Origin of the sequence: Pauljensenia hongkongensis, from assembly GCF_001746855.1 — a bacterium.
GTDB classification, from domain to species: domain Bacteria; phylum Actinomycetota; class Actinomycetes; order Actinomycetales; family Actinomycetaceae; genus Pauljensenia; species Pauljensenia hongkongensis.
Genome location: NZ_CP017298.1, coordinates 2,017,070 through 2,030,724, shown reverse-complemented (window position 1 = coordinate 2,030,724; position 13,655 = coordinate 2,017,070). Strand labels below are relative to the sequence as shown.

Sequence of the window (13,655 nt, the reverse complement as noted above, 5' to 3'; positions counted from 1 at the left end):
GCTGCTGGGCGCGGCGTCTGCCGGGCGGGGCGCGCTATCCGGCGCCGTGCCACGCTGCGGTCCGTGCGCGGGGAAGGCGGGCGCCTCATTCGTCCGCACGGGAGTGCTTCCACACCCGTAGGACGAGGACGAGAGTGTAGACGGAACTAGGGATGAAGAACAAGAAGAATAAAGGGCGCGCCACGAACGAGTGGATACTCGCAGACGTATAACTGAAAACATGGTAGAAGAGCGCGTGGTCGCTCACAATCTCCAGATCGCACTGGAGCGCGCCGACCGCACAGCAGTCAGAGCAAGGACGGAGCAAAGGGATGGAGGCGATCACCGTCAGCGCACTCGCCACCATCTGCGAAAACACCAGCTTGACGCCGTAGCTGATACGGGGACTCGGCTTGACCGCCAGGACGAGCAGAAGGAACACTCCCGGATAGACGATGAGCGTGAACGCTCCGAGCGTGTAGAAGTTCGCAACAAGAAACACGACTCTCAATGGCGTAAGGAGCAAACAACAATGCAACGCAGTCATAACCACGTTCACGGAGGTGAAGACGGCAAGGGTCATCCGAGGCTCTGAAACACCGTCCCAGAACACCCTCCAGAACTTCAGACCACGGTCCACTGCCGCTCCTTTCTCCCTTCTCCGGGCTGTGCGCGACTCACAGGCCCACACTAGCAGAACCATGTCACGACTCACGCATGAGAACAGTTCCCGTATCGCCACAAGTCGCGTTGTATCGATACGCGTCGCGTTGTGGATGGCGTCATAGGGTGTGAGCAGTATTCCTGGTTGAGAAGGGTTGGGTGCGGACTGCCGTCGGTCTTCGAGCACGTGGGACCCGCCGCATCCGCGCCCTGCCCGACGGCGCGACGACCACAACGACACGGGGCCGGGGAGGCAATAGCGGCCCGCCACCAGTGCCAGGGATGCCGCCACCGGGACCGGACGCGTGTTGTACGAGGCGTTCAAACGGGCGGCCGAAGAAGCCGCAGGGCGAAGTACGATGGGGGGAAGGGACCCATGAGGACCGACCGGGGAGCCGACCGCATCCCAGCTCGGCTCTCTCATGCCGGGGGAGGTCCAAGCACGAAAGGAAGTACGTGAAATGGCTGCGACCTGGGCTGCGAGGTTGTGGGGCGTGTTCTGCGAGCGTGTCGTGGACCCGCGGGCGGGCGTGGCCGTGCTCACGTCGATGAATCTGCTGATGATGGTCCTGCAGTGCTGTTTTCTTCTCACCGAAAGGGTGTGGTGGTGGATCTACCTGAACACCTACACGCTCGGGCTCTTCACGGTGGCACTCTACCCCGGCGCGTTCCTTTCATTCGCGTCCCAGGTGAGGTTGCCCTGGAGCCGGGAGCCCCTCGCGCGGTTCGCGTGCTACCAGGCGCTCGCTTTCGCATTCGTCGTCTATGGCGTCGCCCCTCTGTTCGGACCAGCCTCCCCGTGCGGATACCTCAATAGAATTGGCTACTTCCCTTCCATAGGCGCGCGGGAGCAGTGCTTCGTCAGATACGCGGATACGACTAGTAGTTCACCACTACTCATCGCGCTGTCCGCGCTGTTTTACTCCTCAGGCGTTGTCATCCGCGCGTGGCGCGACTCGGAAAGGGGAACTCCGGGCTATCAGGCTTGGCAGTTCATCCCATCTGAGAGAGAGGCCATCCTCCTCCGACTTTGGAAACTGTATGCGCGAAAACGCGTTGTCTGGTGGGCAGGGCTCGTCCTGCAACTGCCAGCCTTAACGCTCCTCCTGGACTATGACGGCAACAGCCTGCCGCTGTCGAGGTATCCACTGGAGGCTATGGGCGCCGCGGCTTACGGAATGACTCTGTTTACCGGAATAGCGCTATGGGTATATGTCGGAAGGCTGGAGAGCGTGTTGCTGCGGACCTTCGGAGACGACGTCGACCTCGTTGAGCCGAAGGGCGTATTAGCAGGATTGCGTTATACGATGGTCACATTTATCACTGCATGCGTGTCCTTCTGCTCAATACTCTCTGTTCTTCATTTTATCTACGCCAGCATGATAGCGCTTCTTATCGTGTGGTAGATCGCGGATTATCGGCTCTTCAGTACTGAGTGCGGGTGGGGTATCGCTCGGACTGGGTGCGGAAGTTGTTCATGGGGTCGGGGCCTTCTGATGGTTGGTATTACCGCACAGCCGATCAGAGCAGGGGCCCGATCCTCACATCAAGAGTACACATACAGTGCGCGGTGTCCGCATGCGGCACCCCCACCTATCAAAGTTTCAGTTGAAACTCATGGCTTCTAACATTAGTAGGATGAAACCGAGAGATACCGCATAAGCCATTGACAGAACGCATACGAGGGCAGTCGTGCACAAGACAAGAATCGCGCAGAGCACCGTCCACGCGTTTTCCGGGGCCCTGAGACCCGTGTTAGCCGCGAGAATACGAGAAGAAGCGCGCCTCAGCCTGGCCACGGCGATCCAGAGGGCGAAGGCCGCGAACAGTATGATGAGAAAGGCATTGAGACCGATCTCCGGCTGCGGGAATCGGGGCAGCGGCAACCGGGTGTCATTGATGTACATCCATAGCGTCACGGACGGCATTTGCAGAACGAGACCGGTCCACCACAAGATGCGCCGCCCTATCCGAAGCCTTTTCAGGCGACGGACCAGCGACTCGTCCGGACGGGCGCACCCATCGCCGCTCGCGCACAGGACTTCCGCTCCCGAATCCCACCTCGAGCGGGCGACCAGACCCGCCGAGTAGACCAAAGCCAGGAAGAGGAACAACGAGGGGGCGTGCTGAACCAAATCCCTGTACCTCGCCACGCATTCCATTATCGTGAGCTCAGAATCGTGATAGCCGGCGCGATTGATGACCCCGCACGGGGAGTAGTGTCCGCCCAAAAAAGCCGAGAGGTACCCGGCGGCCAATCCGACGGGCAGTTGGAACGCCACAAGCCTCACAGCGAAACCAGGGCTCCACGGCAGCCTCACCTCGGAAACGAGGGCCAGGAACACGCACGGATACAGGGCCGCCGTGAAGAGCCCGAGAGTGTAGGTGTTCAGGTAGAGCCACCACCACACCCACTCGGTGAGAAGAAAACAGCACTGCAGGGCCATCATCAGCAGATTCACTGACGTGAGCACGACCATGCCCGCCCGCTGGTCCACGACACGCCCGCAGAACACGCCCCACAACCGCCAGACCCAGCCTGAAATCACACCGCGCACTTCCCTTCGCACTCCGATCCGCACTACCTGGGGCATGTGAACTGGGCGGGGAGGGCGCTGTCGGGGCCCACGTAAGTCCCCGGGGTGTGGAGGAGGAGCCTTCCGACACCCGATTCCCAGCGAACCTCCCACATTCCGGATAACGGATCGGCATCGCCCGCCTCCGCCGACCATGAGAGCCCCGTGTCCTCCCCGATGCCGATTGCGCCGGTAATCAGATATAGACGCCCGTTCCGACTGGCCAGCGCATCCGTCGTCGACGAGTAATACAGGGAGCAGTGCGCATCTTCCCCTCTGGCTGGAACCCTCCCGCACTCATGAACATAAACCGAGTAAACAATTGAAGCGCTGGCCGACGAGCACAGGAAACCGGCGCCCAGCATCCACGAAACGCACTTCGCCCCAAAAGAGCGGCGCATTCCACCACTGCCTTTGCGAAGAACGAACAGGCGAACACACGACGCCGCCGCCAGCGCGTAAAGGGCAACGTACACATACGCTGAATCAAATACAAATGCCCCGAGGAACACAGGTGGAGTATTGAACAAGTACCCATCTGGCGCGAATAATGATAGCAGAACGCAGCACAATACACCTGCGATAATGACAAGCGAGCATCCGACGCTCTCCGTCTTACGACGCAGCGTCTTCGCCCGCGTACCGGTCTCGCCCTTGCCTTCCTCTGTCGGGGCATTGGTCCCGTCCGCACCGCCCTCACGGTACAGCTCCAGGCGAAGCAGACCGGACAGCAACAACGAAAACGCTCCGAAGAACAGCACCCCGGTAAAACGCCAAGCCGCCGCCGGAGAACCGGGTGCGACACGTGTGGGGAGGGCAGCGAACGCCCGCATCACGGAACGGACGTCAACCCATGCCGCGATGAGCGGTGGCGCGAGGCAGAACAAGCCCACCCACCACAGAGCGCGACCCGCGATCCGCAGTCTGCGCACGCGGTCGGCTCCCCGGTCAGTCCTCATGAGCCCCCTCCCCCACCGCTCTTCGCCCTGCGGCTTCTTCGGCCGCCCGTTTGAACACCTCGTACAGCACGCGTCCGATGCCTTCGCCGACATCGGCCTTCGACACCCGAGGATCCAGGGCCCGAACGCACTCCGCCACGTCGATGAGCGCGTCCTCCCCATAGGCGCCAACCAGGTTCTCCCCGAACACCACGACATCCCAACGACTCACGAGCTCACTGGCCAAACGGGCCGACAGCCGCCGACTGCCGTTGCCCAGCGACTTCCACGTCGACTCGCTCCTCAGCTCCAGCGCCGACCCACCCGGAGAACCCAGACCCATGTCCACCAGGGCGGCCACGAAGCACCCCAGGCGCCGGTCCCCCATCATGAGGGGCCGCAAGCACTCCACGATCCCATGGAACCGCACTTGGCCCATTCCCTCTCACGCCCCTCCTGGCAAACGCCGCTGGTCCCGGCCGTGCGGGGAGGGGACAGCGGATCAGGATTACCGGAACACCACCATCCTAGGCCCCCATCAACGCCCCCGGAAGAGCACCGCCCATGTACACCGCCCCACAAAGACCACGGGCAGCCCAACCGCCCGAAACCCGACCCCGGTCACCGTGAAACACAAAACGCAGTCGTGGAACACTGATCGCACCCGAAGCCCACCCCGGCACCACCTCCGTCACGGGGACAGAGGGCCGGGCGCCAATCGGTCCCCGTGCTCCCAGTCGCCCGGAGCGCGTCCGACGAGCCCATTCGCCACAAGAGGACCCCTGCCGCTACAAGTCGTCGTCAGCTTCCATGAGCTCGACGATATTGCGGTGTGTCACGCCGTCCCTCTCCAGGGGAAGCGGGTCAAGGGTCAGCAGGTACTGCGGGAAATTGTCACGCACCTTGGAGAACGGGCGATACTCGCGCTCCTCGACCGCTTTGTCGGCAACCGTCATCGACACCTGGATGTAGGAGTAGCCCTCGTCGGCCCTGCGCGCGATGAAGTCGACCTCGAGCTTGCCGATGCTTCCCACGCTCACGCGGTAGTCCTTGGACTTCAGGTACGTGAAGACGGCGTTCTCAAGCAGCGGGCCGTAATCCATCGTCGCATCGACGTTGCGCGCGAAATAGATGCCCGTGTCAGCGAGATAGTACTTCTCGCCTCCTTGGAGGGAGCGCTTCGACTTCATGTCGAACCGGTCGCAGCGGTAAAGGAGCTTGGCGTTCACGAGGATGTCGATATAGTTCGCGAGCGTCTCGCGTTTGATGGGCACTCCCTGTGTGTTGCGCAGGTACTCCGCGATTCCGGTCAGGTTCGTCGGCGCCGCGAAGTTGTTGATGACGTAAGTCATGACCTTGTCGAAGGTGGAGCGGTTCCTGATCTTGCGGCGCGCGCGGATGTCCTTGTCGATGATCTGTCCGACCACGTCCTCGATGTAGCGGGCCTTCGCCCGCGGGTCGTCGTACTCGAGGGCCTTTTCTCAAATTCCTCGTTTAAGGGTAGCAAAGTCGCAGAATCAGGGAAAGTGCCCCCCTTAATGGGCAGGTTGGCGCTCTCCCGAAGAAGACTCGCGCCCTTGCGCCGGGTACTGGATCCCGCCTCGTGGAACAGGAACCCACCCCCGTGGAATAGGAACCAGCCTCGTGGAACAGGCACACTCGCTGCGGAACACGGTCGTCAGCCCCGCGGACGTGGAACCCGCCCCCGTGGAGCACGGCCCGTCCCCGCGCGGCCGCGGGCACAGGAGGGCCGGGGCCCCGATGGGACCCCGGCCTCGCGGACCACCGGCGCGCGGCGCGCCGGGAGCGGTCAGTAGTGGACGACGACGGTCGAACCCATGTCCGCCCAGTCGTACATGAACTTCGCGGCGTCCACGGGCATGTTCACGCAGCCGTGCGAGCCGCCGTAGCCGCTCCACCCGAAGGAGGACCGCCAGGGCGCCCCGTGCATCGCGTAGGAGCCCGTGAAGTAGGTGACCCACGGGACGCCCTCGGTCTCGTACTTCGAGCCGTCGGCGTTCTCGCCGCGCATCGTCTGGCTCTCGTACTTGAGGTAGACGTGGAAGGTCCCCGTGACCGTCGGGGTGTCGGGGGCGCCGGGCACCATGTAGAAGGGCCCGCCCGCGACCTTGCCGCCCACGTAAGCGGTCACCGTGTCCGTGCTCAGGTCGATATCGACCCACTTCTCGCCCTCGGCCGCCTTGTAGACCAGGTTCTCCGTGCCCTCCGCGACCTGCTTCGTATCCCACGAGGGGGCGACGTCGTCGTAGTGGAAGGTCCCCGAGTAGTCCTTGCCGTCACTGAGCGAGGCCATCAGGTCCTTGATGATCTGCTCGGTGTTGTTGGTCTTCAGGCCGGGCTTGCCCTCGCGGGCGACTGTGAGGACCTTGCCCTCCGAATCCACGTTGTTGACGCCGTTGACGGGCGCCACGTCGGACTCCTGGGCGGTCTTGTTCACCCAGTCGGCCACCTTCACCTTGTCCAGGGAGGGGTCCTCCAGGGAGCCGTCGCTCTTCGTGAGGAACTCGACCCACTTGACCTTGTCCTCCTGGGTCGCCCGGTAGGTCTCGATCCCGTCGTCGATGGCGACGTCCTGGGCGATCAGGGCGGTCGCCTTGTCGGCGGCGCGCTGGGCGTCGGCCGTCGTGACCACAGGGTCCATCTCCTTGGACGACACGTCGGCGCTGTTCGAGGACAGCGAGGCCGCGGCCGACAGGACGGCGGCCTTCACGTCGGCCGTGTCCACGCCGTTGCCCTTCTGGTCGGGGACGACCGTGAAGCCCGTGCCGTCCGAGGAGACGACCACCTGGGCGTTCTTCATCTCGGTCGTGAGCGTGGAGTTGACCTTCGCGGCCAGCTCGGCCACCGAGTCGTCGCTGGTCGTGGTGACCGGGGCGATGTCGGTGGAGGAGAACAGGGCGCCGAGCTTCGTCATGAGGGACGTGGAGTCGGGGACGGCCTCCTTGGCGGTCGCCTCGGCGTCCACGCTCACGCCCGCGTCGGTGAGGGAGGCCGTGGTCGCCTGCCCCTCGGCGGTGATGGTCACCGTCGCGGCGTCGGCGCGCGAGCGCACGAGGTCGACCACCTCCGCCCGGGTCATGCCGGCGACGGAGGTCCCCGCCACTGACGTGTGGGGCAGCGCGCGGGAGGAGTAGTTGGCCGCGTAGACGACGCACGCGGCAGCGGCAACGAGGACGACGGCCACGAGGGATCCGATCGCCCACTTGCTCCGGGCAGACAGTTTTGCAAGCATCACGCGCAATATTAGCGCCCCCGCGCTGCGCCCGGGTACTGAATGTAGAAATTTCAACTGCGGTTCTGCGCACACCGGCCGCCCGCCCGCTCCCGCAGGGGGCCAGCCCCACAGGCCGGAGGGCATTGGAGGGGGCGCCCGCCCTCCGCGCGGCACCGGCGGCCGTCGTTTGCAAGGTTCGCCACACACACGTGACCAGGGACGCCCGCCCTTTGGCAGCGGAAGGGCGTTTGCGCAGCTTATGCTTGATTCGGGCCCACCAGTCAGCTCTCGTTCGGGAGGTTCACAATGGCAACGCCACGAGTACTCGTCGTGCCCGGAGGCACCAGCGCCGGAGCCGCCGCCCTGGCGAACGCGTCCCTGCACAAACTCATCGAACTCCACCAGGAGCGCCAAGCGGACCCCTCCCATCCGGCCCCCCGCACCATCGTCGTCCTGCGCGACCCCGACCAGGTCCCGCCCTCCACCCTGCGCGCCGCCGCAGTGGCGCCCTCCGAGGCGTTCCCCGCCGACGAGTACCCCGACATCGCCGCGCACGTCGACGACCCCGGGTTCTTCGACGGCATCGACCTGGTCATCCCCACCTCGGGCTCAAGCGCCGGAAGCCCCCGCCTGGTCGGCATCTCCACCGACGCCCTGGTCGCCTCCGCCAAGGCCACCGAGGCCGCGCTGTCGGGCCCCGGCAGGTGGATCCTGGCCCTGCCCACCCACCACATAGCGGGCGCGATGGTGCTGGTGCGCTCGGCAGTCGCCGGCACCGACCCCCAGATCGTCGACTGCACCAACGGCTTCGACCCCCGCGACCTGCTGCCCGCTGTCGAAGGCGCCACCCGGGACGGGGCCGCCGGCTACCTGGCGGTCGTGCCCACCCAGCTCTCCGCGTGCCTGGACGCCGGGGACGAGGTCGTCGCCGCTCTGAGGGGCCTGTCCGCGATCCTCGTCGGCGGGGCCGCCACGAACCACCTGCTGCTCGAGCGTGCCAAGGGCATGGGCCTGCCCGTCGTCACCAGCTACGGCATGACCGAGACCTGCGGCGGCTGCGTCTACGACGGCGTCCCCCTGCCGGGCACGACCGTGCGCGCCATCGACCAGGGCATCCACATGCGCCTCGCCATCGCGGGCGACACCCTGATGACGCGCTACCTCACCGGCGACCAGCCCTTCTTCGAGGAGTGCGGCCACCGCTGGCTCATCACCGCCGACATCGGGATCATCCTGGCCTCCGGGCTGGTCGAGGTGCGCGGCCGGGCCGACGACGTCATCGTCTCCGGCGGCCTCTCCATCGCGCCCGCGCCCATCCGCAGGTGCATCAGGCAGCTCGACGAGGCGTCCGACGCGTGGATCATGCCCACCGACGACACCAAGTGGGGGCAGGTCGTCACCGCGCTCATCGTGCCGCGCGAGGCCCCCATCGACGCCACCGCGATGGCGAGCCTGGGGCAGCGCATCCGCGACCACGTCGCCTCCACCCTGGGGCGCATGCAGGCCCCGCGCCGCGTCGTCGCCGTCGACTCCCTGCCCTACCTGGGCTTCGACAAGGTGGACCGGGCCGCCGCCGCCTCCCTCGCCTCGTCCCTGGCGGGCACCGACCGCGACTGGCGCAGGTAACCGGGGGCGCAGGAATCCGGCCGCACAGCGGCGGTCGGGGCAGCACCGAGGGATCCGGGAGCCGCCGCACCGCGCTGGGAGCCACGGCCACCCGGGCGGACGGACCGGTTGGAGGAGCAGCGCGGCCCCGCCCGCGCCGCGCCGAGGGGGCCCCACTACACTGGCGCGCATGGCAACCGTTCACGACTGGGTCGAAGGCGCGCGCGTGCGCACACTGCCCGCAGCGGCGGCGCCCGTCATCGTGGGGACGGCGGCGGCATGGCACCTGGGCGCCCGTGAGCCCCTGCGGGCCCTCCTGGCGCTCGTCGTGGCCCTGGCGCTGCAAGTGGGCGTCAACTACGCCAACGACTACTCCGACGGCATCCGGGGCACCGACGACGACCGCCAGGGGCCGGCGCGCCTGACCGGAGGGGGCCTGGCCCGGCCCCGGACCGTGCTCATGGCCGCGCTGGGGTGCTTCGCGGCCGCGGGGGCCGCCGGAGTCGCCCTGGTGGCGCTCTCCGGCGCGTGGCCCCTGCTGGTGGTCGGCTGCGCCGCCGTCGCGGCCGCCTGGTTCTACACGGGGGGGCCGCGCCCCTACGCGTACACGGGGGTCGGGCTGTCCGAGGCGATGGTCTTCGTCTTCTTCGGACTGGTCGCCTGCGTGGGCACCGCCTGGACGCAGGCGGCCAGCGCCCCCTGGTGGCTGTGGACGAGCGCCAGCGCCCTCGGCCTGCTCTCCATCGCGCTCCTGATGGCCAACAACATCCGGGACATCCCCACCGACCGCGCCACTGGCAAGCGCACCCTCGCCGTCCGCCTCGGCGACCCGGCGTCGCGCTGGGTCTACGCGGTGTGCGCCGTGGCCCCCGTCCCGGCGATGGGCGCCCTGTCCGCCGGACTGGGACTGGCGTGGCAGTCGACCGCCGCCCTCGTCGCCGCCTGCTGCGCCTGGTCCTTCCTGGTGATCGCCCCCGTCGCCACCGGGGCGGCGGGCCGGGCGCTCATACCTGTGCTGCGCAGCACCGGCCTCTACACGCTGAGCTGGGCCCTGCTGGCCGCCATCGCCCTGCTGGGCGCGCGCTGAACCGCCCGCCGCCGCTCAGCGCGCCCCCAGGCGGGCCTCGCCCGCCTCGTGCCACCAATCGATCCCCACGACGAGGGCCGCGATGACCGCGTACGCCAGCAGGACCCCGGCCACGCGCCCACTGGCGATCCACGGCGTGGCCATGCCGATCCCCACCGCGGACATCCCCTGCATCGCCAAGTCGTTCATCGCCACGCCGCGCCCCGTCTGCCCGGGCGCCACAGTGGCCAGGACAGTGCTGTACACGGGGCTGAACAGCATGCCGTACCCGGCGTAGACCATCGTCATCGAGGCGATGAGCACCCACGTCCCCGCGTCCATGCAGAAGGCCATGAGCACCGCGCCCGCGCCGATCACGGCGACGCTCAGCCGAACGGCCGCGCCCCGGCCGATGCGGTCCACCACCGCCGCGGAAGCCACCGCCGAGGCCAGGGCGACCAGGTAGGCGGGCATCAGCATCAAGGAGACGCCGGAGGCGTCCATGCCGTAGTAGTCCTGGCCGATCCTGGCCGCGATGGGGGCGATCGCGAAAGCCAGGGTGTAGGGCAGCAGGATCAGGCTGATCGCGCGCAGCCACCGCGCGTTGGTGAAGAACGACCTGGTGATGAAGGGCTCGCGCGCCCGGCCGATGTGCGCCCAGAAGACCGCGATGAGGGCGGCCAGCACCACCAGGAGCGGCCACGACCGGTTCGACGCCGCGACGGTCAGCGTCAGGGCGCAGCAGCTGAACACCGCGAGCCCGAAGACGTCGACGCGGCCCGGGCGCGACCGGGCCGGGACGCGCCGGCCCATGACCGGGACGCACGCCAGGCCGATCAGGGGGACGAGCAGGAGGAGGACCCAGTTCACCCGGGCCAGCCACCCGCCGACGACCAGCCCGATGGCGGTGGCCCCCTGGAAGGCCGCGGCCATGAGGCCCACGTAGAGGGCTCGGCGGCGCGGATCCGTGATGGACGTCGCCAGGATCATGTACACCGAGGCGGCCGCCTGGCACCCCAGGATCTGCAGGGCGCGCGCCACGATCACCCCCCACAGCGACGACGAGGCCACCAGGTCCAGCAGCGACCCCGCTGCGATGAGGACCGCCCCGGCGTCGACGATGCGCCGGAGCGGGACGAAGTCGCCCAAGGAGCCGTAGAGGAAGCAGGCGACCCCCAGGACGATGCCGGGGACAGCGGTGATCAGGGCCACCGAGTCGCCCGCGCCGATGGCTTCGCCGATCTGCAGGTACACCAGGTTGAAGCCCTGGAGCGTGATCGTGCCCGCGATGTAGATGCCCAGCAGCGGCAGCAGGACGCGGGCGGGGCCGGTGGCGTAAACGCCGTCGTCGGAAGTGGGATTGCGCATCAGCAATGATAAACACAGTCCGCGCCCGCGCATCCGCGGCCGACCGCCGGTCCCCGGGTGGGACCGGACACAAGGCCGGGGGGCGGGCCGCGGCCTTCTGACGGCGGCCGGGCGCTCGCCTACCGGGCCCCGAGGACGCGCTCCGTCCTGTCCATGAACCCCGCGAGGAAGCGCTCCGCGTCGACCCGGACGGCGGCCCTCGTGCGCTTGTCGGGCTCCGCCAGGCCCTCGAGGGAGCCGATGGTCCGCCCCCTGGTCGGCCCGGCGAGGTCGACCCGCAGGTTGATGGGGAGGACCCCCACCAGCGACTCGTCCGCCGCGACGGCCACCGCGAGGGGGTCGTGCAGCCCGCAGCCCACGATCCCGATCTCGCTGGCCTCGAAATCGATGTAGTAGTCGGTCATGTCGGCGAACGCCGTCCCCGCGGCGGTGCCCAGCCGCCTCCACCGCGCAGTCGCCGCTTTGGTGAGCAGGGTCTGGTGCGTGACGTCCAGGCCCACCATGGTCACGCGCCCGCGCCTCAGCAGCGCGTCGGAGGCCTCCGGGTCCTGGCTGACGTTCGCCTCGGACCACGGCGTCGTGTTGCCCCTGGTGGTCAGGGCGCCGCCCATCATCACGACGCGCAGCCGGTCCGCCAGGGAGGGGTCGGCCCCGAACGCCGCCGCGATGTTCGTCGACGACCCCGTGGGCACGTACACGAGGTCCGCGCCGTAGCGCCGCGCGGACTCGACGATGAAGTCCACGGCCCCGCCCTGCTCCGCCGGGCGCGGCGAATCGGGGATCCGCACCCCGCCGAGGCCGTTGTCGCCGTGGATGCGCCGCACCAGGGGGGACGGCTCGAAGGAATCGGCGCACGAGGCGCACGCCTGCCCGGCGAACACCGGGATGTCCGTGCGGCCCAGCAGGGCCAGGACCGCCAGCGAGTTGCGCACGGCCAGCTCGGTCGTGACATTGCCGTAGGTGCAGGTGACGCCGATGAGCTCGAGCTCGGGGCTCCCCAGCGCGTAGGCGATGGCCAGGGCGTCGTCGATGCCCGTGTCCAAGTCGAGGATGAGTTTCACTGCCATGGCGTTTCCTTCCGATCGGGGCTCCCGGGCGTCCACCATATCGGGCGCGCCGGGGGCGCGGGGCCCGGCCGGGACGGCGCCTGCGCGGTGACGACTGGCGGGCACGCCCGCCCCCGCCCGCGCGTGCGACAATTGGGCCACCCGATCACCCAGCGAAGGGAGCACCATGGGACGCGTCATCGTCGTCGGATCCATCAACCAGGACATCACCGTCACCGTCGAACGGTTCGCAGAACCCGGGGAGACCCTGTCGGGCTCCGGCGTCGCCTACACCCTGGGCGGCAAAGGCGCCAACCAGGCGGCGGCAGCGGCCCACAGCGGCGCCCGCACCCTGTTCATCGGGCGCGTCGGCGCGGACCCGGCGGGCCGGGGGCTCCGCGACGAGCTCGCCAGCCACGGAGTCGACACCACTTGGCTCCTGGAGGACCCCACGCCATCGGGGACCGCGCTCATCACCGTCGAGGCGCCCACGGGTCAGAACACGATCATCCTCGACGCCGGGGCCAATGGGCGGGTCGGCGCCGAGCAGGCGCGCGAGGCGGTCGACTTGGGGCGCGACGACGTGGTCGTCCTCCAGGGCGAGATCCCCCCTGCGGCGAACGCCGCCCTGATCCCCTGGGCGCACCGGGCCGGAGCCCGCGTCGTCCTCAACCTCGCGCCCGTGTACGCCATCGACCCGGATGTGCTGGCCTCGGTCGATGTGCTCGTCGTCAACGAGAGCGAGGCCGGGCTGGTCCTGGGCCGTCCCGCGCCCGCCTCGTCCGCCGAGGCGGTGCGCGCCGCCGAGGACCTCAGGGCCCTGGGGATCCCCGAGGTCCTCGTCACCCTCGGGGCCGCCGGCGCGGCTTACGCCTCGCGCACCGGGTCCGCCCACCTCGACGCCGTCGGCGACGGCCCTGTGGTCGACACGACTGGGGCCGGGGACGCCACCGTCGGCTGCCTGGCGGCGGCGCTGGCGGCGGGCCACTCCTTCGAGGACTCGGTCGGCTGGGGGATGCGGGCGGGCGGGGCCGCCGTCGGGGCGAAGGGGGCCGCGCCCTCCTACGCGGGCATCGAGCCCATCGCCTAGTGCCCGCCTTCAAAGGGGCGGGGGCGCGGAGCCCCGGTTCCCACCGCCGGGCCTGTCCCCTCTCCCCCTCGATGTCGCACACAAGGGAG

Annotated in this window: 11 protein-coding genes; 4 read left to right on the top strand and 7 right to left on the bottom strand. The window is 68.2% G+C overall.

The window, feature by feature from the left end:
• Positions 1 to 85: 85 nt before the first annotated feature.
• Positions 86 to 619 (bottom strand): hypothetical protein, encoded by a 534-nt coding sequence (locus BH719_RS08405; RefSeq protein ID WP_034255405.1) that lies wholly within the window; start codon positions 617 to 619, stop codon positions 86 to 88.
• Positions 620 to 1,103: 484 nt separating this feature from the next.
• Between BH719_RS08405 and BH719_RS08400 the strand changes: the two genes are divergently transcribed.
• Entirely contained in the window at positions 1,104 to 2,048 is a 945-nt protein-coding gene (locus BH719_RS08400) for a hypothetical protein (RefSeq protein ID WP_009744411.1), read from the top strand.
• 198 nt (positions 2,049 to 2,246) lie between these two features.
• On the opposite strand, the gene BH719_RS08395 is transcribed toward BH719_RS08400, so the two are convergent.
• From BH719_RS08395 to BH719_RS08380, 4 genes are all read right to left on the bottom strand, one after another.
• Complete coding sequence (locus BH719_RS08395; protein WP_157098222.1) at positions 2,247 to 3,200, bottom strand: hypothetical protein; 954 nt, start codon at positions 3,198 to 3,200, stop codon at positions 2,247 to 2,249.
• Positions 3,201 to 4,166: 966 nt separating this feature from the next.
• The gene (locus BH719_RS08390) at positions 4,167 to 4,586 is read right to left on the bottom strand and encodes a hypothetical protein (RefSeq protein ID WP_157098221.1); all 420 of its coding nucleotides are present in this window, start codon (positions 4,584 to 4,586) and stop codon (positions 4,167 to 4,169) included.
• Between the two features lie 358 nt (positions 4,587 to 4,944).
• Positions 4,945 to 5,583: an ATP-binding protein gene (locus tag BH719_RS08385; RefSeq protein ID WP_009744406.1), complete on the bottom strand. Its 639-nt coding sequence runs from the start codon at positions 5,581 to 5,583 to the stop codon at positions 4,945 to 4,947.
• A 383-nt stretch (positions 5,584 to 5,966) separates the two neighbouring features.
• The gene (locus tag BH719_RS08380; protein ID WP_009744405.1) at positions 5,967 to 7,409 is read right to left on the bottom strand and encodes a L,D-transpeptidase family protein; all 1,443 of its coding nucleotides are present in this window, start codon (positions 7,407 to 7,409) and stop codon (positions 5,967 to 5,969) included.
• 288 nt (positions 7,410 to 7,697) lie between these two features.
• Between BH719_RS08380 and BH719_RS08375 the strand changes: the two genes are divergently transcribed.
• Positions 7,698 to 9,017, top strand: a complete 1,320-nt coding sequence (locus tag BH719_RS08375) for an AMP-binding protein (protein WP_009744404.1) — start codon at positions 7,698 to 7,700, stop codon at positions 9,015 to 9,017.
• A 169-nt stretch (positions 9,018 to 9,186) separates the two neighbouring features.
• The gene (locus BH719_RS08370; RefSeq protein WP_009744403.1) at positions 9,187 to 10,083 is read left to right on the top strand and encodes a 1,4-dihydroxy-2-naphthoate polyprenyltransferase; all 897 of its coding nucleotides are present in this window, start codon (positions 9,187 to 9,189) and stop codon (positions 10,081 to 10,083) included.
• A gap of 15 nt (positions 10,084 to 10,098) precedes the next feature.
• Here BH719_RS08370 and BH719_RS08365 read toward each other — a convergent pair whose 3' ends face one another.
• Positions 10,099 to 11,430 (bottom strand): MFS transporter, encoded by a 1,332-nt coding sequence (locus BH719_RS08365; RefSeq protein ID WP_009744402.1) that lies wholly within the window; start codon positions 11,428 to 11,430, stop codon positions 10,099 to 10,101.
• 119 nt (positions 11,431 to 11,549) lie between these two features.
• Positions 11,550 to 12,497, bottom strand: a complete 948-nt coding sequence (locus BH719_RS08360) for a nucleoside hydrolase (protein ID WP_009744401.1) — start codon at positions 12,495 to 12,497, stop codon at positions 11,550 to 11,552.
• A 166-nt stretch (positions 12,498 to 12,663) separates the two neighbouring features.
• Here BH719_RS08360 and BH719_RS08355 point away from each other — a divergent pair, with 166 nt between their 5' ends.
• The gene (locus BH719_RS08355; RefSeq protein WP_009744400.1) at positions 12,664 to 13,566 is read left to right on the top strand and encodes a ribokinase; all 903 of its coding nucleotides are present in this window, start codon (positions 12,664 to 12,666) and stop codon (positions 13,564 to 13,566) included.
• The last annotated feature ends 89 nt before the right edge of the window (positions 13,567 to 13,655 follow it).